Source organism: Labilibaculum antarcticum, assembly GCF_002356295.1.
Taxonomy (GTDB): domain Bacteria; phylum Bacteroidota; class Bacteroidia; order Bacteroidales; family Marinifilaceae; genus Labilibaculum; species Labilibaculum antarcticum.
In genome coordinates this window covers 3,759,302-3,784,238 of the sequence record NZ_AP018042.1, presented here as the reverse complement: position 1 = coordinate 3,784,238, position 24,937 = coordinate 3,759,302, and the positions used below count along the sequence as shown (strand labels likewise).

The following is a 24,937-nucleotide window of genomic DNA, read 5'->3' as shown; positions in this document are numbered from 1 at the left end:
AATGTAAACAAATGAAATTAATAAAGCTAATTGCTCTTCTTTATTTGTCAATTGCAGTATATTCCTGTCATAACAAGAATATCAAAAAAGAAGATTCGGTCAATTATGAAATCAGGAATCAAACAATTGATAAATCTTTAAGTAAAGAAACAGAGGAAAATTTGCAGGCAATAGAATTGGCAGTAAAAGAAATACTGACCACTTCTCCACGCTATATAAAGTTGACAAAGGGTTTACAGAAAAAGGTAGTGAAAAATGGAGGCTTATACTTTGGCGTTTTTCTGCAAAAAAGTCCTCAAGGAGGAAAGCAAAAGGAAAGCAACTATTCTAAGACTTACGACTTTAGAATTTATGAAATGTATGAAGACAGACAATTAAACACTTCCAGATTTTCATTCAATCCTGAGAATAAGCAGTTATTTGAATATGATATTGCAAATGATAGTCTGATGCCAATAGAATTTGACAGGACTTTACTAGTCAAATATGATTCCTTAAACAAACATTAATAAGTGTGCTCCTAAAAATGTTTTTTTGTGAAATTAAAGGCAAGCATTTTTTTAGCCGTAGTTATAAAAGCGCAAGTAGCTTTAGCAGATAGAGTGTTACTGCCATTGCTTACTATTTTGATATAGATAGTAAAGAATGATTTACTAGTTGTAATGATATAATCTAAAATTTTAAAATATGAAAGCAATACATTTAAACACAAATCTACTGGTAATAAGCATCTTGCTGGGTCTGTCAAGTTGTAATACTCTTCGGGTAAATGAATCTGAAAAGCCTATTTCGGAGGAGTCTATTTCGGAGGATACTTTACACTATAATACAAAATTTATAGATATTAATTCGAATAATGCTGCAAGCTATGAGTGTGATAATTTTGTATCAAATGCCCTGGATAATTATTCGATTGCATCCATTAGACAGGATTATCAATTTTTGAAATCCTCTCAGAAACCTAAAATAAATATACATAACCCGGCTATCATCGATACAATATATACTTTCTCAGACAATAAGAATATAATACAGTTTTACAGAACACAATCCAAAGATTTTATCTTTAATCTTGATGTAACCAACTCTAGATTTAAGTTCCCAGGAGATATTACAACGGGTATGTCAAAGGATGCTTTTATTCGAAAATTTAAAATAACTGAATTAATTAATGAAAAGGTGCAGTTAAATAATTCCAATGGTAATGCAACATACTTGTTCTATTTTAAACGAAATAAATTAAAGCGAATAAACGCTAATTTATATCTCGATTAATCGCGATGCACTAATGACGGAACCACGAATAATATATTCGTGGTTTATTTTTTATACATAAAGAATTAATACCAATAATAACTCCGGAAAGGGATCTGGTCCAAAGTACACGCAAATTTAATAAATTCTGGAATCATCGTAGCTCGTGATCGGGATGCCACTTTCAAACTTATCCTTGCACATGAGAAATGGTTAAAAGTCTGAAGATATTCATTGTATCGCTCTTCTCGAAGAGAATGAGTAATAGTGACATTCAACAGCAAATTCAGGGGTTTATAATTCTAAAGTCTGTACCATCTCCTGTATTCCCGATCAAGTAATTTCGAGTTTCCTCTGAAGATTAGAAAAATTAGCAAGTACAAGGGTAAATTGTCCTTCCCTCTGATGAAATGGTAATAAAATCAGCCTATTTCGGGACGAAGAAAGCAGCTGTAAAATAGACTTTGTCAATCCAAAAACGAGCAGTGATATACAAACAGCTTTTAACTATATTTGGAAAAAGGGTCAGACTTCACTAAAGTCCAACCCTGGAAATATCACTTACACTTTGCGGGATAGTGTCTCTTATCCTTATTTATCTACTTAGACTTAGTCACAAAGCTCTTTAAAGCTATACCGAGTTCTTCCAAGTCATGATTTAGTTTATGTTTAAACGAGTCCCAATTTTCAGTTCCTTTTGTATTGTATTCCTCAACCTTCGTTTTTATTTTGTCTTTCATTACTTCCAATTCGACGATTGTTTCTTCATGCTTTGATTTTATATTTTCGCTATTAAAAACTGATGAGGAATCAGAATTATCATCCAAATTATTCTGAGCTTCTTTTTTCTTACTCTCTATTTCAGTAATTATTTCATCCAAAGCTCCGTTTAGTTTTTTCTTTGCTATTTTCAACTCTTTTTTAGCAATCTTAAATCTACCCTTTGCCTCATTAAATTCTTTTTCTAATAGTTCACAATTGGATAAATCAGAGCTATGGGCAAAACCTTCTACTGTTATATGCCTTAAAATATTTTTTTTCATGATAATATCGTTTATTAAAAGATTAGAAGCCAGTTTCAAGTGTTTTTTTGTATTTAGCCGACTTTTTCAAAATATTCTTTCACAAAAACATGCATTTAATTTTCCGTTAAATAATCAGTTGTTGCAAGTTCAATCTTATTAATTAATGGGCGTTATTTACAGTCAAATCTTTAAACGCTTTGCCCAATTCATCCATATCACGATCAAATTCAACTTTGAAAGCTATCCATTTGTCTTGACCGTCATCTTTAAGATCGGCTAGCTTCTTTTTAAAATCACTGTTTTTATTCTCCAATTCAACCAATTTTTTTTCATAGTCATCTTTTACTTCCTTTTTCTCTTTTGCTATTCTTGATTTGAATTCAGAAATGCTTTTTTCACGAGCCATTATTTTTATTTCAGCTTCTTTTTTGAATTGCTGATAATCACTAATAGAATCTTGTTTGGCATAATACAAATCAGTTTTAGAATCTGACAAATCCTTTTTGGCTTCCTGTACTTTCGCTTCTGCATTTTCAACTTTTTTTGCTGATGATTGGCAGCTGGAAAATAGTGTTACAGTCATAAGTAGTGTGCTTCCCAGGATTAAAATTGATTTTCTCATAGTTATATTTTTATTAATTTATTTGTCTTTTAAAAGATTAAAATTGCAAATATAGATTCTTAAATATGGGACGAGTGTGTATTTCAAACTCTCTTGCCAGAACTATTTTTGCCTTCTGTTTTTGAGTTTAGCTTTTTTTCCAGTTTCCTTTTAGTTCAGTTATCTTCATGACTTTGAATTTTAGCTGTTGCAACTGGCAATACAATGGTGAATAAAATTTCACCTTACAAAGGTTCACCGATTAATTAAATAAAGCATTACATATTTCTGTATATCAGTTACATAATTTACACATTTGGATAAACACAAATGTATTTAGTTGTAAATTAATATCAGGAATTATGTGAGGAATAATGCTATAATGACCCAAAACAGGGTAATTACATGAGAAAAGTTTTCAATGTCACCGAAATATTGACAAGATCGCCAAATTACTAAAAGGAGTAACCGTTGCACCTCGCTCTAGCATTTCAAAAACAAGATTTACCCTTGTGAATTGAACATTTATTTGGCTTTTAGGACTCTATTTTTCCGGCGTATAGATTTCAATTTCATCTGCCATAAAAGAAACTGAAAAAAGCCAAGCTGGCTTGTAATAAAAGAAAATCAAGTAATGGCCTGATTGACCATTATCTTAATCTTTTACTAACATCCGCTGTAGTCCATTATTGAAAAGGACTTTCTTTCATTATCCTTAACTTCAAAAACTCTTACTATATTCATTATTAAGGGCATGCAAATTCTCTAAAAATGGAATAGTACCCGATTTTAGTAAATAGTACACCTGAAAAAACTTTCGCTGAGCTAAACAAATATCCCATAAATAGGCTATCTTTTAAGTCACAAAACCTCCTTAACCTTATAAAAAAACATTGCAAATATGATTATTGACGTTCACACACACATAAATAATTACCACGAAGAAAGAGTAACTTCCCTTGAAGCAAGCCTTAACCACCTTTCAGACACTATGAAGGAAAATAAGGTTGATTACTCATTGGTTTTATCCTCATACAAAGTCAACCAACACAGACCAAGCACCAAGCAGGTAGTTGAAGCAATAAGAGGAAGAGATAATCTTGGTGTAGTTGCTGGCATTAGTTATCTGCACTATAATCATAGAGATCTAAGGGAAATTAGTGAATATCTTGAAGCCGGACTCATTAAAGGCTTAAAATTTTATCCAGGTTACGAACCTTTTTATCCCAACGACAGCAGAATGAAAGTGATGTACGAAATGGCTATAGAGTTTGATGTACCTGTGATGTTTCATTCCGGAGACACTTATGCACCAACGGGAAAAGTGAAGTATTCCCACCCTCTGCATATTGATGATTTAGCTGTTGATTATCCTGATCTAAAAATAGTAATTTGTCACGTTGGAAACCCCTGGATTAGGGACTGTATGGAAATGGTGTATAAAAATAAAAATGTGTACGCAGATATTTCAGGATTGGTGCTAGGCGATTTCTCAGATAAGTTTGAACGCCATATGAAAAATGAAATTGAAGAAATGATTAATTATGCAGGCGATCCTAATTATTTGTTATATGGAACTGATTGGCCAATATCCAATATGAAATCCTATTTAAAATTTATGGATCAGCTAGAACTGGCAGATGACAAAAAGGAATTGATTATGTGGAAAAATGCGGCAGAACTTTTTAAAATTGACACATCAAAATTCTAATCTCTTTTTTAATGTCCAACAAAACGATAGACCCTATTTGCAAAGAGAAATCAAAACGAATTAATAAGCTGTGAGATCTTGTAAAAACTGATGAACTGGACAGCACTGACTATATGGAATATAGTGCAAAATATGTTAACATCCTATGGTGGTTATTCAGAAGTTGTTGAGAAAACAATTAGGTTTTACATTGAAAAAACTGGCGAATGGAAATTAGAAGGTAATCACAAATATTGCCGAGACGCTAAGCAAATTGAAAACAAAGGTTTGAAGAAGTAGGCAATCTAAAGGAGCCCGAAAATATCACAAAAGAACACAAAGAAAATAATTTGCACTGTCAATTCAAGATGGGTGGAATAAGCAAAGCAGGTGGGGACCCCATAGGTGAAAATGATGACAAAAAAAGAAATTCTGTGGAGCGAGGGACGAACTACACTATTATTTCTTTTCATCATTGATCCGTTATGGGTCACCGAGGGCTCTCTCCTAGTCCCGAAAGCTTTCGGGATTGTTTACTTTTCATCAATGTACCGATCGAAGTGAGATCATGAATGCCCGTGAAAATTATGAATGAATCAAAAGTAAAAGTCCGTCCGACTTGAGGACAATACAAAAAACACAAAGTAAGTTTCAATAAGAACCTATTACCAGAAGTCTGATTCAAGTCATACCCTGACATGAATGGCTTACTCATAGTCAGAGCATGACAATCAGTTTCAACCACAGAGAGCGCAGATTTACACAGGGGAACACAGAGAAAAAATCAGAATCCAGAGGAGTCAAATGTTTATAGATAATTCAATACAGCGAGAAACATCACCCCGCTGGGGTCAAATACCATTTTTCCACCAAATGCTATAAACATCAAATCCCTATGGCATTAATTCACCAACAAAAAGTATTCCTGATAAGGCAAAAGAAACCTACAATCCCCATGAACACTAATCCGTAACAATGCTTATCCTTTCCGTAACATGATTCAAGGCTTACGTAACATCCGATAGACGTTCAGTAACACGGAACATAGCTTCAGATACATGAATAGACGCATCCGTAACAAACTTTTACTTTTCCGTAACATCGCAATGGCTTGCCGTAACAAGAAGGAAACCCTACCAACTGTTACGGAAGAACAGAAGTGGTGGACAGATGCACAACTTGATGTTACGGAGCAAGTGACTTACCGTACAGAAGACAAAACACCTGTTACGGAACTCTTGATAGCGCGTACGGATTTGCAAAGTCCTGTAACGGAAAGCATCCACCTTTGCACAAATGAAGCTTCTACCTGTACAGACAAAAAAAATGGAGTGCATTTCTGCCTCCAAAATATTAATTTATAGATGTAAGTGTTAATTTACATTGCTTCTGACGCTTTTGTCTTACGGTAAGCAGTCACACGCTCGCGATTGTATTTGCTAGCATAAGCTTTGCGTTTTTCATCATTATTTCGAAACACAAACTTGCCATAAGTTCGAATTTCGTCTACGAGCACTTTACACAAGGTGTAAGACTTGTCTCTGGTTAATTTCAAATCATCTGCGAAATACATTCTACCATTAATGTCTCCTAACAACCCACCCATATGGTCGGCCATTTGAGCAGCGGTATCCAATGATGCCAAGTCAAAATTAATAGCTTGTAGCAATTCTGCATTCTCCTTTCCCAAGACTGCTAAACTTGCCATATCTTGAATCATATCCGCCTTTGATTTTCCTTCTTTTATTCCATTCAACGTTCTTAGCAAAGCTTCATCTCCTCTAAATGCAAATCCCATGTGATCAATAATTTCACTGTGAAGATCATACATTTCAGGAGCCTCGTTTCTCCAACACTCTTCACGTTTTTGCTTATCGGTTTTCTTGGCTTCCCAATTCGATTGTGCGGTGCGCAATGCTCCGGTTAGCGATAGCAAGCGATCCAGTTTTTCTGGATTAAAATTAATTGCTTGTAGCGAAGGTAAATCGATGCTCGCATGAGTGTGCAATGCCTCTGCTTCGTTAATAAAAACCTTATAGGGTATGCTGCAATGCAGAATTTTTTCTTCGGTTAGTGCTGTTATTTCTTCCAGATGATCTAGTAAATTTTGCTGATCTGACATAACAATAAATTTAAACTGTAAATATTATCCCTCTCCACTAATCTCCCCTCAAAAATGATTTTAAATAAGTGATTTCGGCTAACAATCATTTTTTTGATAAGGATAACTAAGCTAAGAAATTACAGTTAAATAATAAAACTTTTACACACAAATACAACTAACAAAACAACCACCACGCAACTACTTATAAGAAAGAATTCCGCCTCAGCCCTAGCCTTTTCAGTTTCCAAAACCAGTAGCATGCCTAAAAATTAAAGCCAATAACGAACAAGTCTATTACATACAATTAACCTGACAGAACAAAACTGCTAGAAACCTACTGTCTCAACTCAAAAAGAGTAAATAGTAATCCTTTTTATGATTTCTTGAATTGCTAGAACTGGCAGAACTGGCAGAACTGGCAGAACTGGCAGATGCCAAAAAAGAATTAACTGTATTCGAAAAATCCCGAACAAATTAAATTGCTCAGGATTTTTTAATATTTCTTTGATTGCCTCTAATTGTACTTGGCTACAATTTTATCAATTTGAGATAAATCTTTTTTGATCCTCTCTGCTAGAAAGTATTTATTTGCCTCTTCCGTAATCTCCTTAGCCAATTGCCTAATTCTATCGATATTTTTTTGATCTGGAGATTGTACTTGTAATTTATCGTATGCAATTACTAAATCTTTTTTTACATAAAATTGATCTGCTGGTGTTACAATTGCAACTTTTAGCATCTCATCGATAGTACTGATTACTGCTTTATAATCTTTAAAATCATTTAGAATATTAATTTTAGTAGTATACGCTGAATTATACTTTGGTCTGTTCTCAATGTATTTATTAGCAAACTCCAAAGCTTTATCTTGATTCCCTATATTCGAATAACAAACGGCAATCAATCTATTTTTATAAGCCGGTTCAAACTTCGAACTTTTTGCATATTTAATTAAAGCCATATAATACTCATTATCATGCTTCTTTCCACTAGCAAAGTTCTCTCTATGCCATTTGAAAAAAGCTAACTTGCTATTTAAATCGTTTAAAGTTGGGCTGACTTTCGCTTCTTTAAAAACAGATACCTTTCCACTTGTAATATCATACTCTAAGAACTGCCCTAAACCAGCTAGTCTTTCAGAATATGAGAAATATATTTTATTGTTCGTATTGTCCATAATACAGCTTTTCACAGTCATATCATTATTAATAGCAATGTAAAACGGATCGTGTTGAAGATGATAATATTCGGTTGAAGAAATCATTTGATAGGCTTTTTCAACCAAATCTTGATTTTTGATTTCCCGATTTAGTTCCTTCAATTTATCCTCTCTGGCAATATTCAAATCACTGTGCATGTTGATAGGACTGTATTCAAATCGTCCTTTATCCGATAAAGAAAGATTGGTAACAGCTATCATGTTGCCCTTCATATCGTTTTTAATGAGTTCACCACGAGTCAGTTCATACATAGCAGCAGAATGATCTTTTTTACTACCTACCGTAATAAACCATGCATGAGTGCTATAATTTTTAAACATTTCATCTACCTCCGATAATTCGTCGGCATTTTCCATTACCTGTCTTAATTTATATGGCATGGGCATGTCGGTGTTGTAATCGCTCTTTTTTTTCCCTTCCGGGACAGGGCAACCATTCATATTAATCGACAAGCTCAACCCATTATGGTTCATTCCGGTGTAGGCTCCTGGATAGCTTACAAAGGTCAAAATAGTTGTTGGAATTTTTCCTTTGCGGTGATAATTCACAATTAATGGGTAATGGGTGAATATTTCAATACCCGGCCAATCTAAATTTCGCCCATGAACAATTCCATCTTCATTTTTCAGAACAAAAGAAGTACAACTGATATCAAAAAATATCTGGGGAAAATATGCAATGGTTTTTACCTCTTTTAAATTCAAATCACAACCTTCTGCCATTCCTTCCAATTCTTCCAAAAACTCTTTGGGCATTCTTTTTTCAATCTTCCTAATCTTAGATTTTAATACCTTATTGGCAATCCATTTTTTCAGGAAGAATTTACCAACGAAAGTTTCAACAATACTATCCACTTTCACATCTAATTCTAGAATCTGATCATTCATCAGAACTCCATATTGCAAGCCCATTTCGTACGATTCACCTTTAACTGTTAAAAAGGGAACGCCCTCTTTGATAAACATACTGCCGTCATGAAAGGTTTTTACACCATCATTATCCTTGTATTTATACTCTTGCGAGAAAAGAAGTACAGAAGAAAAAACACAAATAAGAAGTAATAGTAATTGCTTTATTTTCATGGTAGTTAATGTGATGATTATTAAAATAGTGAAAAACACAATATCTAATAAAAATTGTATGTTTTTAAATCAATTGTATTGTAAATGCACCAAGGCTAAAAACGCACATAATAATTATAAAGTGTGAATGTACATAATTTTATTTCTGAAGACAATTAAAAAATCAAACACACAAGTGAAAATCTCAATTGTAGATGAAGCTCCAATATCATGATTTGAGAAAAAGACCATTTGCTCCGTTCCCATAGAACTACGGAATTTGGAAACATAAGAATAAGGAATCCTAATTCTATGGCATTAGTTAAAACGCCATCCCCTCCACTTTATATCGATGATTCATAATTTATTACCACAAAATCAACAATTTTAGCAGCCAAACTAGCCGTATGCATATCCCTATCGAGAGAAGGATTTAATTCAGCGATATCGAAAGCAATTACTTTCTTTGTTACGAATAGGAAACTCAGCAATTTAAACACAAAATAAGGCGTAAAACCCAATGGAGACGGAGCACTGACACCAGGTGCATAAGCAGATGAAAAGCCATCCATATCGATGGTAATGTACAGGTAATCGTTATTCGCAATGATTGGCGCCAACTTCTGTTTTAGGCTCTCCATTTCCATTGCTGATGATTCACAATCGTAGTTGATGGAATAGTTGACATTCTCTTTCTTTGCGACATCAAACAGCTCTCGGGTATTGGATTGTTGCTGAATACCAATGGCATAATAATCTACCTGATCGCCTTTTTCATGGCATTCCGAAAGAATCTGATTGAAAGGAGTCCCTGAATTCCCTTTAGTTTCAACTGGTCGAAGATCGAAATGAGCATCAAAATTTATGATTCCGATACGTTGCTTTGGACTGTCTAGTATCGCATTCTTAATGCCCATAAAATGTGCGTAAGACATGTCGTGACCACCGCCTATTGCAATTGGAAATATATTTTGTTTTAGCAGATCCGAGATCGCATTTGAGAATAAGTCCTGGCAAGCTTCCATATCATCATCAATACAGACAATATTCCCTGCATCAATCACGCGTTTCGATTCAAAATGAATGGGCAATTTGGCCAATCGATCGCGAATCACCTTAGGTCCTTCGTGCGCTCCCATTCTTCCGCGGTTACGACGCACTCCCTCATCGCAAACATAACCAAGCAAAGCAATATCGATCTTTGGTAAATCTGCAGCATGCTTAGGCAGATCGTTCCAATCCACAAATTCAATTTGCTGGTGCCAATACTGTTTTCCAATGTCTGGATTTGACTTGCGTCCTTCCCAATGGCCTTTTTCTGCAGGCCTGTATTCAGCATTTATTGATTCTGTTTCTCTTCTTTCCACAATTTCTTATATGTAAAATTGGTTCAGGAAATACCTGAACCAATTCTTTATTTATGCAAAATATAAATTCTTTTAAAAAAGCTTTTCCAGCAAATTATCATCTACAAGATTTGGGACTGTTACCTTTAAATTAGGTGTGCGTTCCATTTCTCTTTTAACAGCGAAGATTGCTCCTTCGTTTCTCGCCCAGCTACGTCGGGCAATACCGTTATTTACGTCGTAAAACAACATGCTTTTTAAACGAGCATCGGCTTCTCTAGTTCCATCCAATAGCATTCCGAAACCGCCGTTGGTAACCTCTCCCCAACCAACGCCACCGCCGTTGTGAATCGATACCCAGGTTGCACCTCTAAAGCTATCGCCAATCACATTCTGAATGGCCATATCAGCAGTAAACTTACTACCATCGTAAATATTAGAAGTCTCACGGTAAGGAGAATCAGTTCCACTTACATCGTGATGATCGCGACCTAAAACTACAGGTCCAATTTTACCTGCTGCAATCGCATTGTTGAATGCTTCTGCAATTTTAGTACGTCCTTCAGCATCGGCATATAAAATACGAGCCTGCGAACCCACTACCATTTTATTCTTTTTAGCATCCCTAATCCAGGTAATGTTATCCTGCATTTGCAATTGGATTTCTTCCGGAGAACTTTCCATGATTTTCTGCAATACATTCATTGCAATTTCATCAGTCTGATCTAAATCTGATGCATTACCAGATGCACAAACCCAACGAAAGGGTCCGAATCCATAATCGAAACACATCGGTCCAACAATATCCTGAACGTACGATTTGTATCTGAAATCAATTCCATTCTCGGCCATTATATCCGCGCCAGCGCGAGAAGCTTCCAATAGGAATGCATTCCCATAATCGAAGAAATAAGTTCCTTTTGCAGTATGATTATTTATCGAAGCTGCGTGACGACGCAATGTTGCCTGAACCTTTTCTTTAAATAACTCTGGTTCCTCTCGAATCAATCTATTGGCTTCCTCATAAGAAGTATCCACAGGATAATATCCACCAGTCCAGGGAATGTGCAAAGATGTTTGATCCGAACCAATATGAATATAGATATTCTCCTTATCGAAACGCTCCCAAACATCAACCACATTACCAATAAAGGCAATAGAAACAACTTCATTGTTCTCCTGAGCTGTTCGCACACGAACAAGCAATTCGTCCATAGAATCAATCAAAACATCAACCCATCCCTGTTCATGACGCTTTGTAGCTGCTTTTGGATTCACTTCGGCTGCAATGGTAATGCATCCGGCAATGTTTCCGGCTTTTGGTTGTGCTCCACTCATTCCACCTAAACCGGCAGTTAAGAAAATCTTTCCTGCAGGAATCTCCCCTTTTTTCAAGATTTTACGAAAAGCGTTCATCACCGTAATGGTAGTACCATGAACAATTCCTTGCGGACCAATATACATAAACGATCCAGCCGTCATTTGTCCGTACTGGGAAACTCCTAGCGCATTAAATTTTTCCCAATCATCAGGTTTGGAGTAATTAGGAACAACCATTCCATTGGTCACCACCACTCTTGGTGCACCCTTCGAAGAAGGAAACAATCCCATTGGATGACCTGAATATAGATTTAAAGTTTGCTCATCGGTCATGGTCGCCAAATACTGCATGGTAAGCAGGTATTGCGCCCAATTTTGAAAAACAGCTCCGTTACCACCATAAGTAATCAACTCCTCAGGATGCTGAGCTACCGCTGGATTCAAATTGTTTTGCATCATCAGCATGATTCCTGCTGCCTGCATCGATTTAGCAGGATATTCCTGAATCGGCCTTGCATACATTTTGTATTCCGGCTTGAATCGGTACATGTAAATACGCCCAAAATCAAGTAACTCCTGAGCAAATTCAACAGCCAACTCTTTGTGCCAATTCTTAGGGAAATAGCGCAGGGCATTTCGAATTGCCAATTGCTTTTCCTCTACCGATAAAATATCTTTTCTTTTAGGAGCTCTGTTAGCATCCTTTGGATATGCTTTTTTTGCAGGTAATTCAGCTGGAATCCCTTGCAATAGCTGTTCTTTAAATGTCATACTTTCGTCTTTACTATTTCACAACAAATGCTCTTGTCTTCACAAAATCAATCATTGCGTAAATATCATCTTTCAACACGCGATCGTCTTCCAGCTTATCAACTTTACTTCTGATAATCTCAAAGTTCTCTGTCATGATATCTGAAAAATGATTAGGACTTCGGAACTCCAATGCCTGAGCCGCATACATCAATTCAATGGCAAATATTTTCTCGATATTACCCAATATTTGATTAAACTTTCGTCCGGAAATACTTCCCATAGAAACGTGATCTTCCTGTCCTAAAGAAGTTGGCACACTATCAGCCGATGGAGGAAAACAAAGTGATTTATTCTCAGTTACCAAAGCTGCAGTAGTATATTGAGGAATCATAAAACCAGAATTCAGTCCTCCGTTTGCAGTTAACAAACGAGGCAAACCAAATTTACCTTCCAATAGCAAATAACATCTTCTGTCAGAAATATTTCCAAGCTCAGAAGCTGCAATGGAACAGTAATCCAAAGCCATTGCCAAAGGCTGTCCGTGGAAGTTACCACCAGAAATGGCTTCCGTATCGCTTAATACAATTGGATTATCAGTAACTGAATTCATTTCGATTTCAGCCAACTCACTTAGGTGATACCAGGCGTTTCTAGATGCACCATGCACCTGAGGAATACAGCGCAATGAATATGGATCCTGAACACGTTCACAATCAATGTGACCCGCTAAATTCTCTGAATTTTTCAATAACATTTGCATGCGTTCAGCCACCTTAATATTCCCTTTAAACGGACGAATAGCATGCAATTCCTTTCTATATGGAGCTGCACTTCCCTGATAACCTTCCAAACTCATTGCACCTGCAACATCTGCCAAATCAAGAAGATATTCCATTTTATATAAACCACGAATGGTATGAGCTAAAATAAACTGAGTCCCATTAATCAGTCCCAAACCTTCTTTTGCTTCCAAACGAATAGCCTCTAAACCATGCTTTGCCAAAATTTCTTTGGCGGGAACGATATCTTTACCTACCCAAAATTCACCTTCCCCTAAAAGAGGTAAAAACAGATGAGACAATGGAGCTAAATCTCCCGATGCACCTACTGAACCTTGCTCAGGAACAACTGGTAATAAATCATTTTCAATAAAGAATAGAATACGTTCAATAAGCTCTAAACGAACACCCGAAAAACCTTGAGACAATGCTTGCACCTTGCAAATCATCATGATCTTCGACAACTCTTTACCAATAGGATTTCCAACACCTACAGCATGAGTAATCAGTAAATTTTCTTGAAGCTTACTTGTTTGTTCAGGAGAAATTTGAGTATCGCACAAAGGTCCAAATCCTGTATTGATTCCGTAAACAGCTTTTTCAGATGCAGCCATCTTTTCAACCTTAGCTCTGCAAGCATTTACTTTACTGATAGCTTCTGGAGTTAAACCAGCTTTTAGCTCCCCTCGAGCTATCTGAATTGTCTTGTCAACAGTTAGTTGATCTATCCCGTATTTAAACATAGTTCTAGTAGATTTATTTTTTAGTAAAGTTATTCGTATTTTTGATACCCAACAAGACTATTACTGTCCATATTTAATAACCATGAGTAATCAAATAGAGTTTCGACATTACAAATATTTCCTTGCTTTAGCCGAAGATCTGCATTTTAGAAAAGCTGCAGAACGCTTGTTTATCTCTCAACCTGGACTAAGCCGACAGATTAAACAAATGGAAGAAATTCTTGGTATGAGCTTATTCGAACGCCATAACCGTAAAGTTAATCTCACAATGGCAGGTCAATACCTTCAAAAAGAATTAACGAATAACTTTAAACGTTTGGATGAAATTGTAAATCATGCCAAATTATTAAGTGATGGATTGAATGGAAATTTAAACCTCGCTTATGTTGGATCTGCCATGCAGGATGTGATTCCAGAACTTTTACTGAAATTTAAAAAGACACATCCTGATGTTCTTTTCAGTCTAAAAGAAATGGACAACAACAAACAGATCCAAGCACTTCTTAATCATGAAATTGATGTCGGTTTTGTGAGAATGGAACGAGTGCCCAGAGGATTGAGCATTCAATCGGTTTTTGAAGATACTTTTTCCTTAGTTCTGCCCATAGATCATCCAATTAATGAATCGACCTTCACGAATTTGTCTCAATTTAAAAATGATTCTTTTATCTTTTTTGATGCATCGTACAGTGAATCGTATTTCGAAAAAGTAATGCAGATTTTCGATGAAAGTGGTTTTACTCCATTAATCTCACACAATACCGTTAATGCCAGTTCGATATTCCGATTGGTAGAAAATAAATTTGGTGTTTCAATTGTACCGACATCTTTAAAACTAGGCTACGACATGGGAATCAAATTTATCGAATTAAATAAAATACCTCAACGGACCACCTTGCGTGCTGTCTGGAACAACAAGAACACGAATCCAATTTTAAAAAACTTTCTACAACTTACTACAGCTTAAAATTTAGAAATAGTCAATGAACTTAGTTTTTAAAAGAACATATTCATGGCAAATTCTAGTTCAAATTCAGCATGTTTAGACAATTCAATGTTCTCGCATTTTTCTACTATTGCATTAAGATAGTTATCGAAATCGTCTGAAATAACGTGCAATACCACACCAGCACCAGATGTATTGCCTACCATTACAATTTTCCCTGCAACTTCGGCCGGCAACAAACCTACTTTCACAGCACTTTCAGGGTTCATATAATTCCCAAATCCTCCAGCCACATAAACCGCATCCAGATCATCAACGGTAATACCCGCTGCCTGAAGTAGTATTTTAACACCTGTAATAATTGCACTCTTAGCCAATTGCACTTCACGAATATCTTGCGGTGTAACAACAATATTTTCACCTGTCCCCGACTCTTCTGCCTTTGCAAGTACAAAATCATTTGCCAATTCCCCATCCGACAATATCATCTTATTATCAAGCAAATAAGCAACTGCATCAAGCAAACCTGAACCGCATAGCCCAACTGGTTTATCTCCTGAAATTGTCTGATAACCATCCTTGTTATATACAGATATGGCTCCATCAAAAGCTCCCATTCCACAAGAAATATTGGCTCCTTCGAATGCTGGTCCTGCAGCGGTAGCACAACAGTAAATTTTATTAGGCGTTACAACAGCCATTTCGCCATTGGTTCCAATATCAATAAAAAGATATTTTTTAATATCCGAAGACGGTTGTAAGGAAGCTAATCCCGATACAATATCAGCCCCCACATAGGCCGAAATGGAAGGTAAAAGATGAATCGTGGCATCTTGATGTGCTTTAATATTCAACTCCGAAGCTTTCACACATTTTGCCTCTGTAAATTTAGGTTTAAATGGAGCCAATGCAATTGACATTGGGTCAACTCCCAACAACATGTGAAGCATTGTTGTATTTGCAGATACTGAGATTTTCACCAAATTTTCCCTCGCGATATCCTCTTTCTCTGTATATTCTTTTATCTGTTGGTTAATAGCACCAATAATTTCCTGTTGCAGTTTTTCAATTCCGCCTGTAGTATTGCTATAGCTAATTCTACTAATTACATCTGCACCATATTTACTTTGCGGATTACCAATGCCTTTTGTTTTTAAAATACTACCCGATATCAGACTTACCCAATAAAATACAATGCTTGTAGTACCTATATCTATTGCCAAACCCAAAGGATATGCTTCCTGTGAAATAAATGGCGCAGTTTTTAAAGGCAAATGCAAGGTATTTTGATACTGATTGGTAAGAATTTTCTCCTCTCTTTTATTTGGCAAAACTACTTTTAAATCCGAATTAGGATAATAGCTACAAGAATTTACAAAACCATTTCCTTTTATTTGAACCCTACATTTTCCACATGTTCCGTTTCCTCCACATGGGGAAGAAACATGAAAATTCCCCTGTCTTAAAATCTGCAGTAAGCTTTCACCTACGGCATATTCAATTCTTTTTTCTTCACCGTTCTCAAGAACAAAAATATCTGGCATATTTATTTCTTTTTTTTATTCCGATACAAACAATTCCGACTACTACAGGCACTGCAAACATGTTTCTGAAACGACACCTTTTCACCAATCCCAATAATTCCACTCACCGATTTAGCAGGACTCATTAAACTGGATTCACTCAATAAAATGCCACAAAATTGATCCGGGAAAAATGAAAAAAGTTTCTGTTGTTCACCCACGTTCCAGTTACAATAACCAGGACTATATCTATTGGTGATATTTAATCCATCCTGCAAACACTCAGCATGAATTATAGCCTGCAATTGATCCATGGCTTTCTCAACCAAAACCGATCCCAGCACATCAACCAAATAACCTTCTAAAAAATCACCATTATCAAACAACTCTTTAGATCTCTTACTTACCTCATCACCAGCTGTACAGACAAACAGAGCAGCTTTTTCCATTCCTGTATAATAGCCACTAACCTGCTCTCCAACTTGGAACTCCATCCCATCAATTTCAACCGAAGCTTTTTGAAGCTGAACAGGTGAAATAATTGTGTAACCTCCAGAAACAGATGCTACTTCATCTAAAAAAGAAAGTTCTTTATTTATAAAATCTTGATAAGAAGGCATATCATCTCCCATTTGAGCAAAAACCTCCACATCTTCGCTGGAAATTGCCAAATCTTTAACTCTAAATATTATTTTTCTCACGTCCTTCCCGATTTCAGTTCCTTCTTTCATCAAATCCAAACTTATTTTTTAACTGCGTATTGCTTAAAGGTAGCTCGTAAATCACTTACCGACAAGTTATGCCCAAAAGCGATTAATTCCGAGGGTCCCATATAGTTTTCCAGATCTTTTATTTCTGCCTTTTCATAAACACTATTAACAGATACTATTTTGCCATCAGTAAGATTAAGGAAACCTTTTATTCGAGGACATGTAGATTGTAGATGTTTAAGAAACAGTTGAAGATTTGAGCGTTCGATCTTATCATGAGTTCTTAATACACAAGCATTCATATCAGGTCTTCCTTCAGATACAACTCCAAGATATCTATTTGCTGCAATGCTTTTATTCTCCTCTTGAACTACAAGTTTCTCCCAATTTACCTTTGCATAAACCGAAGGAATAATTTCGGCAAATGGATTTAACTCCTTAATCGCTTCCTTCACTTTTTCCATCCCATCATCCAATAAATCAGTTTTATTCAAAATGATTTTATCGGCAATCATAATTTGATGCTTAAACCGAACCAAAGTAGAAAATCCCTTAAAAAAATTTGGAGTATCAACCAAACTAATAATCTTGTCCAGACTAATTTTATCCTTTAATCCAGGCGACTGTAACAATTCAATTATACTTATCGGATCGGCAAGACCTGAAGCTTCTAAAAAGATCATTTCAGGTTGATAATCGACAATTAATTTTTGCAGGTTATTCTCAAAATTCCCCAGCTGACAAACACAAAAAACCGATCCGTTATTGATTTCCACCAACTTAAAATCTGCATTTGTTTGTTTAAGCTCCTTGCCATCGACTCCCGAAGGCGCAAATTCATTCTGAATGACTGCAATTCGTTTACTTGCTGACAATTCATTCAGTAAATTACTTAGCAAAGTGGTTTTTCCACTCCCCAAAAAACCGGTTATCAAATTAAAAGAAATCATCTTGCTATCGCTTGTTTTTATCGTAAATGGTTATTTTCTTACAGATATATAAAACCCGATTCGGCCTGAACCGGAACCGGGTTTCCACCAACTAACTTCTAATTAATTTTTACCTGCTAAATATCCTTCAATTTTTGTCTGAATCTCAGAAAGAGGTGGAATTTGAGAACTAAATTCAATGTGTCCATCAATAACAATAGTCGGTATGTTTTTAACACCCAAACTAGTCATCATTTGAATACCTTCTACCCCTTTAATGCTAAATTCTTTATAAACTACTTTATCTCCATAAGGTTCTGCTGCACGCGAAACAGCATCAACCATGTATTGACAAGGTGCACATGAACCTGAATCTAAGGTAATCACATCAATAATCACTTTATTTTCATCCCAATGATTCGTAAGATCTAACAATTCAATATCAGCAGTAGTTGCCTCTGAAGCTCTCAATTCTCCTTGTAAAATTTCATCGTGAACCAATTCTGAAACAGCAACCAAATTTGCTATTGGAGTCTCCATTGCTAAATCGCATCCTGGAGCCAGAATAAATCCTTTTTTACCTCCAATATCCATACATTCCAATGCATCTCTTCTGGAAGCGTCTTCATCGCCCATTAGCAACACAACCGTAAGCTTCATATTTCCACCAAAACTAACATTGTGTTTTAATGCCATATCTCTTACAACATCCAATGGAATATTCTCATCAATGGAAATATTATCCGGTTTGGTCTTACACATCACGTCGATATTTTGTATTGCGTTACCGCAAACAAAGAATGAACTTAAAGCATCAGCCTCTCTAATAAAATCGTTAATTTCTTTCACGCAAGGAGATACGAAAGTTTCGAAACTTTCAGGATCAATCTGACTCGTCATTGGATCAACAATCGCAATAATATCTGCTCCGGATTCAATGTAATTACCTGCCATCATTTTAGCCACATCCGTTGCAAAGCGCATCAAATCATGTGTCTTTTCTGGTTCCATCATCATTTGCATGAAAATATCTGTTCCCAAAAGGTGAAGTGCCAAAGTAAATGGTCCGGTAATTAGCCCATAAAGAGCAATATCAGGATGCTGTTCTCTCAATCTTCGGGTTGCTTCCATCACAATTGGAATACGATCTTTACAAGCACATGGCACTTTAAGATCTTCCAGTTTTATTCCGTTCATTAACGGATGAGAAATAACTGCCGGCGGATTATCGTCAGCCCACACCAATTTGCAACCCAATGCTTCCGCCTCAATCTGTAGATCGAAAGCAACAGGAATCCCATCAGGATTATACAATTCAATTGCTTTATTTACTCCTTCAACAATATTATCAGCTGACTTCAGAAAATCGGTTGCCGAAAGTCCAATAAGTTTACCAGCATGAGCTCCCACAAAAGGAACCCACGGAATTCTGTCCACTGTTTCAAGCTTCATTGCTTTTTTAATCAATTCTAATCCTTGCATATCTTTTATTCTTAAAAATTTCAAAAAGCCACAAACGTTCAATCGATTGAATTTTCGAGGCCAACTCTAACACAATTTCCTCGTTATTAACAAGCAATTGAATTTAAAAACTCAACCACTCCCTGTGGATCTGCTTTGTAACTATCTGCTCCAATTTTATCTGAAAAATCCTGTGTTACAGGAGCACCACCAATACATACTTTAAAATCAGGATTATGCACTTTAATTTTTGCAACAATGCTTTTCATATTCGACATCGTTGTAGTTAAAAGAGCTGAAATACCAATTACACATCCTGGATACATTTCTGCGGTCTCAATAAATTTTTCTGCCTTCACATCAACACCAAGGTCAATTACCTCGTATCCATTCCCTTCCACCATCATTGCAACCAAATTTTTGCCAATATCATGTAAGTCACCTTCTACAGTTCCAATTACAAAAATACCTTTTCGCTCAGCTTCTCCAGAGGTGAAAAATGGCTTTAAATGTTCCATTGCTCCACTCATGGCTTTAGCACTCATCAATACCTGAGGAACAAACACTTTATTTTCGCGAAATTTCAGACCTACTTTTTCCATTCCAACCATAAGGCCAAATTTCAGGATATCACCAGGAGTTACACCTTCTTCCAAAGCTTGTTTTGCCAATTCATCGGCTCCATCCTGTCCTTTCATATTCGGCGGATAAGACGAGGGCTTGTTAATTTTCCCAAATTCAACACATGCGGCAATTTGCTCTAATAACTCGTTCATAGCTTTTAATTCTGTTAGCTGATTTTATAATTTAAGTTTCTCTTATTATCAAATTGGGTTGTACAACCACTTGCTTTCCACTCAAATCTGGATCATTCTTAATCAATTGAGTAATTCGTAAAGCCATCTCACCATATTTACAATCCACCACAGTAATAGATGGTGTAAACAACTCACTCAATTCAGTATTTCCGTACGACACCAATTTTAAATCTTCAGGTATTTTAAATCCCCATTTTTGGAGTCTTCCAATGAGTCTAACCGCTATTGAATCTTGTATCGTAAGAATCCCTTTTATTTTATTTTTAGTAAAAAACTCGGAAGTCAGCTCCATAATATCTGAAGATAAGAACAACTTTCTATCTGGATATTTCAGATCCAAAATCATTTCAAAAGTTTGCTTCATCATTTCAAAAACCAAATTACGCCCCTGCCATTTTTCATTACTCAAGAGTAAATAATTTCCTTTTTCTGTCTCCGTTAAATAATCAACTGCTCGCTTTACTCCTAAATCGTAACTCTGAATAGCATACTCAAAATAAGAACCAGCCATGGTATTATCGGCCAATACAATCTTCGTTTTACCCGGATGTACCTTTCGATAAAACTCTCCGGTTATCGACTCATCGTAATTCGGAACAACGATTATAGCCTCATAGCCTTTCTGAATGAGTTGTCCGATCGATCTCATTTCCTCATCAGGATTGTTGTAATGAAGAAAATACTCCAATTTTCGACCCGAGGCTTGAGCATGAATATTTATTTGTGATATTAACTGCTCAATATTGGAAGAATAAAAAGGAATCACCATTCCCCATTTCTTAATTAGGGTGGTCGCAGTATTAATAAAAGTACCACGTCCGGCCTGCGAAACAACTAAATTCTCATCAATAAGAGCTTTCAAAACTCTCTTTGCCGTTTCCCGCGACACTTGATGCCGACTCATCATCTTATTTATGGAATCAATTTTACTACCGGGTATGTACTCCTGAGAGATGATACGTGCCCGATAAAACTCTGTGAGTTTTTGGTAAATTGGTATGTGTCCTTTTAAGTTCAATGAGTAATAATCTATTGCATAAATCTACAAGTTATTTTTAACCTACCATCACATACCATCACAGTTAATCACATACCATCACAGTTTTAACGAACAAAAAATTCACAGTATATCAATGACTTGCGATAGCTATTTATATCAACCCACCCATCTTCCTATATTCTTCGGGTGTGCTGTTCGTGATTTTCTTGAATATTCGCGTGTAGTATTGTTGGCTATTAAAACCTATTTCTTCACTTATGTTTTTTTGCGATTTTGTCGTTGTTATCAAAAGTTCCTGTGCTTTCTCTACCCTCTTCCTATTAATAAACTCCATGGGTCGCATACCTGTGATACTTTTAAATTGCCTTGTAAAATGATCTGTGGAACAACAGGCAAGACTCGCTAATGATTCTAATCTAATTTCCTCATAAAGATGATTCGAAATAAATTCGAAAGACTTTTTAATAAACGATTGCTTCTGAAGATGCAAGGTTTCGGTATTTCCACTTCGAATAAATCGGGAAAACAACTGCTTTATAATTCCTTCTGTTTCTAATTGAATAGTATTGGACCGATGATCCATGGGATTTCTTTTCCAACTACTTTTTTCATATACATTCGGATCGGAATGTTTCAAGCCCAATGTTGGGTTTATTTCAAGAAGTCGTTTAAATAAATGGATATCGATGGGAAGGGCTTCAACTTGATGTGTGACGGGAATTTGATCGAAAATTTTTAAACCATCCGACATTTGATGAGAAAAATGCAGATAATACTGACTTAGACTTTCGACACAATGATACCCACATAAAGTATAACCCGGAACCAGATACAAATACCCTGGTTTCAACTTCAGCATATTATGATCAGGCAATATATACCCTTCTCCTTCGGTAATAAGGTAAATCCTTGAAAAAGGACTTATAATATTAGAATAATTCCATTCCTGCCCAACAGTACATTTGGCCGTATTATAGATCTGAATTTTTATTTCATTTATTAAACCAGGAGATATCATTTGCCATAAATTTATATTCAAACATAGTGATAAATGTCGGAAATGTATAAATGACTACCGATTTTTTATTTAAATTATAAATTTTGACACTTACTTTTGAATCATCTAATAGTCAAGTTAAACTAACTATTAAAAATGGAAAATATATTTATAAAAACAGTAGATCATGAATTCAAAAGAGCGAGTATTTGCAACAATACGAAGAGAAGAGGTTGATTATCCTGCAAGTTGGTTGGGCTTACCAGTACCACCAGCACTACCTGCTTTATACGACTATTTTAAAGTGTCAAGTATCGATGAGCTTAAAAAACGCATTAAGGATGATGTGTGGCCAATTATAGTACCCTATAATAACGCTCCTCACTTTGATGTGGGCTGTGCTCTTAATTTTGCAAAAGAAGATCCTTCAAATGGCACTCAAGATGAACGAACACTTACAGCTCCAGGATATTTTGAAGGAATGAACGATCCTGCCGAAGTTGAAAAATATCCATGGCCAAATCCTGCCGATTTTTTAGATGTTGAAAAGGCTAAAAAGGATGCCGAAAATGCTCCGGACGATTATTTCAAAATGGGAATTATGTGGAGTGCTCATTTTCAGGACACATGTGCTGCTTTTGGAATGGAAGATGCTCTCATAACCATGATGATGTATCCGGAAATGTTTCAGGCTGTGATCGATAGAATTACAGAATTCTATCTTGATTTAAACGGACGATTTTACGAAGCAACAAAAGGAAAATTAGATGGCGTTCTTATCGGAAATGACTTTGGCAGCCAATCGGCTTTAATGGTAGATCCGGATATGCTGCGTGAATATGTTTTTCCGGGGACTAAAAAACTCATTGACCAGGCAAAAAGCTATGGCCTTACAGTTCTGCATCATTCCTGTGGCTCAATTTTCCCAATTATAGGTGATTTGTATGAAATGGGCGTTGATATTGTACATCCAATTCAGGCATTAGCGGCAGATATGAGCGCAGAACATTTAAGCGGTCAGTTTACCTCAAAAGCATTTTGTGGTGCCGTTGATGCACAGGAATTATTAGTTAACGGCACACCAGAACAAATAACTTCACGAGTACTTGAGTTGAAAAAATTATTCCCAACCGGATTAATTATCTCACCTAGTCATGAGGCCATTTTACCAGACATAGCTCCCGAAAACATAGAAGCTCTTTTCGATGCTGTAAAAAAATAAAAATCATTGTTAATATCTTAAAAACTTAATTAAAATAGCATATTGAAGCCAAACACAGTATGCAAATCATCTCACTATAAATAACAAAACATGATAACTCCTAATCCTTTATTCGGAACCGGCCTCCACGCAATAGGCGGCATGTCAGCGGCCAGTTGTTACATGCCTTTCGAAAAGGTAAAACAATGGTCTTGGGGCACATTTTGGCTCGTACAGTCTCTCTTTGCCTGGCTACTAATGCCTCTTATAATTGGCTACTTCACAATTCCTGATTTATTTATTGTTCTTAAACAAGCGCCAGCGTCTGCATTTTGGCCAGCCTTACTGCTTGGTGCTACTTACGGATTTGGAGGCTTATCTTTTGGTTACGCCATCAGAAATATCGGATACTCTCTTACTTACACCATATCCATAGGAATATCAGCCGTTTTAGGCACGATTATTCCATTGGTACTTAAAGGACAGTTAATAGAGCAATTCTCCAAAGTAGGTGGAGGCATCGTGCTTTTTGGGATGATTGTTTCGGTACTTGGTGTTGCCTTGTGTGGCAGAGCAGGCTTTTTAAAAGAAAAGTTCTTGTCTAAAAACAGCACCAATAATGCCACTGGATTTAATATGAAAAAAGGAATTATCCTTACGTTAATAGCAGGATCATTATCAGCAATTTGGGGTGTTTCATTAGAAGTAGGGCAACCAATTTCGGATATTGCAGCCCAACATGGGGCTGGACATTTCGAAGGAAATGCGAAATTAATCGTCTCTTCTTTAGGATGTTTACTAACCAATCTAATTTGGTTCAGTATCGTCACAATAAAAGATGGCTCCATTAAAATGCTGTTTTCTACGAAGAAAACCGGCGGAAAAAGATATTTATCAAACTTTTCTCTTTCCGCCTTAGCAGGTTCCTTGTGGTACATCCAATTCTTCTTTTATGGCTTAGGTCATGTTAGAATGGGTAGCTTTCAATTTGCAAGTTGGGTACTTCACATGTCTATGCTAATCTTCTTTAGTTACATTATTGGTGTACTAATGAAAGAATGGAAAGATGTGAACCGAAAAACATATGTAACGCTTATTTCGGCTTTACTAATATTAGTTATCTCCTTTGTGATTATGACCTACGGAAGCTACATCGGAGAATTGGCGAACGGGATACATTAAAGATCGAATATAAAAAGCAAGTTTGCTTGTTGAGATGAGTTTTGAAACGATCGCACATATCAAGATTCTATTCTCAACAAGCTTTTTTTATTTACTCTGTTAATTATTCGAAACAGGAACGATAAGCTCATTTAAAATTAAAATACGTATTGTAATTGAGAAAATAATTAATACGTGGCAATAAGAAAAAATAAAATACGTACTTTTGTGGCTGCTTTTGAAAAATCTTGAATAATTGTATTCAAAAAAGCAAGTAAGTATTTATCTATCAGGA

The 24,937-nt window shown here is 36.0% G+C and carries 22 protein-coding genes; 8 read left to right on the top strand and 14 right to left on the bottom strand.

Annotated elements, in window-relative coordinates:
* The first annotated feature begins 11 nt into the window (after window positions 1–11).
* A complete protein-coding gene (locus tag ALGA_RS14910; protein WP_096430374.1) occupies window positions 12–509 on the top strand; it encodes a hypothetical protein in 498 nt (165 codons plus the stop codon).
* Between the two features lie 178 nt (window positions 510–687).
* Complete coding sequence (locus ALGA_RS14905; protein WP_096430371.1) at window positions 688–1,275, top strand: hypothetical protein; 588 nt, start codon at window positions 688–690, stop codon at window positions 1,273–1,275.
* A gap of 578 nt (window positions 1,276–1,853) precedes the next feature.
* Here the strand turns inward: ALGA_RS14905 and ALGA_RS14900 are convergent.
* Window positions 1,854–2,297 carry a hypothetical protein gene (locus ALGA_RS14900; RefSeq protein ID WP_096430368.1) on the bottom strand — a complete coding sequence of 148 codons (444 nt, stop codon included), beginning with the start codon at window positions 2,295–2,297 and terminating at the stop codon, window positions 1,854–1,856.
* A 142-nt stretch (window positions 2,298–2,439) separates the two neighbouring features.
* The gene (locus ALGA_RS14895) at window positions 2,440–2,901 is read right to left on the bottom strand and encodes a sll1863 family stress response protein (protein WP_096430366.1); all 462 of its coding nucleotides are present in this window, start codon (window positions 2,899–2,901) and stop codon (window positions 2,440–2,442) included.
* 970 nt (window positions 2,902–3,871) lie between these two features.
* On the opposite strand from ALGA_RS14895, the gene ALGA_RS14890 reads away from it, so the two are divergent.
* From ALGA_RS14890 to ALGA_RS14885, 3 genes are all read left to right on the top strand, one after another.
* Window positions 3,872–4,591, top strand: a complete 720-nt coding sequence (locus ALGA_RS14890) for an amidohydrolase family protein (RefSeq protein WP_197705578.1) — start codon at window positions 3,872–3,874, stop codon at window positions 4,589–4,591.
* Window positions 4,592–4,681: 90 nt separating this feature from the next.
* Window positions 4,682–4,870, top strand: a complete 189-nt coding sequence (locus tag ALGA_RS22815; protein ID WP_145957644.1) for a hypothetical protein — start codon at window positions 4,682–4,684, stop codon at window positions 4,868–4,870.
* 758 nt (window positions 4,871–5,628) lie between these two features.
* A complete protein-coding gene (locus tag ALGA_RS14885) occupies window positions 5,629–5,934 on the top strand; it encodes a hypothetical protein (protein ID WP_145957643.1) in 306 nt (101 codons plus the stop codon).
* Between the two features lie 14 nt (window positions 5,935–5,948).
* Here ALGA_RS14885 and ALGA_RS14880 read toward each other — a convergent pair whose 3' ends face one another.
* From ALGA_RS14880 to hutH, 5 genes are all read right to left on the bottom strand, one after another.
* Window positions 5,949–6,692: a hypothetical protein gene (locus ALGA_RS14880; protein WP_096430359.1), complete on the bottom strand. Its 744-nt coding sequence runs from the start codon at window positions 6,690–6,692 to the stop codon at window positions 5,949–5,951.
* Window positions 6,693–7,188: 496 nt separating this feature from the next.
* Window positions 7,189–8,976, bottom strand: coding sequence for a C45 family peptidase (locus ALGA_RS14875; protein ID WP_096430356.1), 1,788 nt, complete (start codon window positions 8,974–8,976; stop codon window positions 7,189–7,191).
* A 323-nt stretch (window positions 8,977–9,299) separates the two neighbouring features.
* The gene (hutG, locus tag ALGA_RS14870) at window positions 9,300–10,322 is read right to left on the bottom strand and encodes a formimidoylglutamase (protein WP_197705577.1); all 1,023 of its coding nucleotides are present in this window, start codon (window positions 10,320–10,322) and stop codon (window positions 9,300–9,302) included.
* A gap of 72 nt (window positions 10,323–10,394) precedes the next feature.
* Complete coding sequence (locus ALGA_RS14865; protein WP_096430353.1) at window positions 10,395–12,392, bottom strand: urocanate hydratase; 1,998 nt, start codon at window positions 12,390–12,392, stop codon at window positions 10,395–10,397.
* Window positions 12,393–12,405: 13 nt separating this feature from the next.
* Window positions 12,406–13,896 carry a histidine ammonia-lyase gene (hutH, locus tag ALGA_RS14860; RefSeq protein ID WP_096430350.1) on the bottom strand — a complete coding sequence of 497 codons (1,491 nt, stop codon included), beginning with the start codon at window positions 13,894–13,896 and terminating at the stop codon, window positions 12,406–12,408.
* A gap of 82 nt (window positions 13,897–13,978) precedes the next feature.
* On the opposite strand from hutH, the gene ALGA_RS14855 reads away from it, so the two are divergent.
* Window positions 13,979–14,863, top strand: a complete 885-nt coding sequence (locus tag ALGA_RS14855; RefSeq protein ID WP_096430348.1) for a LysR family transcriptional regulator — start codon at window positions 13,979–13,981, stop codon at window positions 14,861–14,863.
* Window positions 14,864–14,892: 29 nt separating this feature from the next.
* On the opposite strand, the gene ALGA_RS14850 is transcribed toward ALGA_RS14855, so the two are convergent.
* The 7 genes from ALGA_RS14850 to ALGA_RS14820 all read right to left on the bottom strand — a co-directional run bounded on the left by ALGA_RS14850 (window position 14,893) and on the right by ALGA_RS14820 (window position 22,301).
* Window positions 14,893–16,386, bottom strand: coding sequence for an ASKHA domain-containing protein (locus ALGA_RS14850; RefSeq protein ID WP_096430345.1), 1,494 nt, complete (start codon window positions 16,384–16,386; stop codon window positions 14,893–14,895).
* Window positions 16,387–16,388: 2 nt separating this feature from the next.
* Window positions 16,389–17,096 carry a vitamin B12 dependent-methionine synthase activation domain-containing protein gene (locus ALGA_RS14845; protein WP_096430342.1) on the bottom strand — a complete coding sequence of 236 codons (708 nt, stop codon included), beginning with the start codon at window positions 17,094–17,096 and terminating at the stop codon, window positions 16,389–16,391.
* A gap of 11 nt (window positions 17,097–17,107) precedes the next feature.
* Window positions 17,108–18,025, bottom strand: coding sequence for a GTP-binding protein (locus ALGA_RS14840; protein ID WP_096430339.1), 918 nt, complete (start codon window positions 18,023–18,025; stop codon window positions 17,108–17,110).
* Window positions 18,026–18,127: 102 nt separating this feature from the next.
* A complete protein-coding gene (locus ALGA_RS14835; protein WP_096430336.1) occupies window positions 18,128–19,486 on the bottom strand; it encodes a uroporphyrinogen decarboxylase family protein in 1,359 nt (452 codons plus the stop codon).
* A gap of 86 nt (window positions 19,487–19,572) precedes the next feature.
* Window positions 19,573–20,241 carry a cobalamin B12-binding domain-containing protein gene (locus tag ALGA_RS14830; RefSeq protein ID WP_096430333.1) on the bottom strand — a complete coding sequence of 223 codons (669 nt, stop codon included), beginning with the start codon at window positions 20,239–20,241 and terminating at the stop codon, window positions 19,573–19,575.
* A 31-nt stretch (window positions 20,242–20,272) separates the two neighbouring features.
* Complete coding sequence (locus ALGA_RS14825) at window positions 20,273–21,301, bottom strand: GntR family transcriptional regulator (RefSeq protein WP_096430331.1); 1,029 nt, start codon at window positions 21,299–21,301, stop codon at window positions 20,273–20,275.
* Window positions 21,302–21,434: 133 nt separating this feature from the next.
* Complete coding sequence (locus ALGA_RS14820; RefSeq protein ID WP_096430329.1) at window positions 21,435–22,301, bottom strand: helix-turn-helix transcriptional regulator; 867 nt, start codon at window positions 22,299–22,301, stop codon at window positions 21,435–21,437.
* A gap of 166 nt (window positions 22,302–22,467) precedes the next feature.
* On the opposite strand from ALGA_RS14820, the gene ALGA_RS14815 reads away from it, so the two are divergent.
* Both ALGA_RS14815 and ALGA_RS14810 read left to right on the top strand, forming a co-directional pair.
* Complete coding sequence (locus ALGA_RS14815; protein ID WP_096430326.1) at window positions 22,468–23,502, top strand: uroporphyrinogen decarboxylase family protein; 1,035 nt, start codon at window positions 22,468–22,470, stop codon at window positions 23,500–23,502.
* A gap of 90 nt (window positions 23,503–23,592) precedes the next feature.
* The gene (locus ALGA_RS14810; protein ID WP_096430324.1) at window positions 23,593–24,663 is read left to right on the top strand and encodes an L-rhamnose/proton symporter RhaT; all 1,071 of its coding nucleotides are present in this window, start codon (window positions 23,593–23,595) and stop codon (window positions 24,661–24,663) included.
* Window positions 24,664–24,937 lie beyond the last annotated feature (274 nt).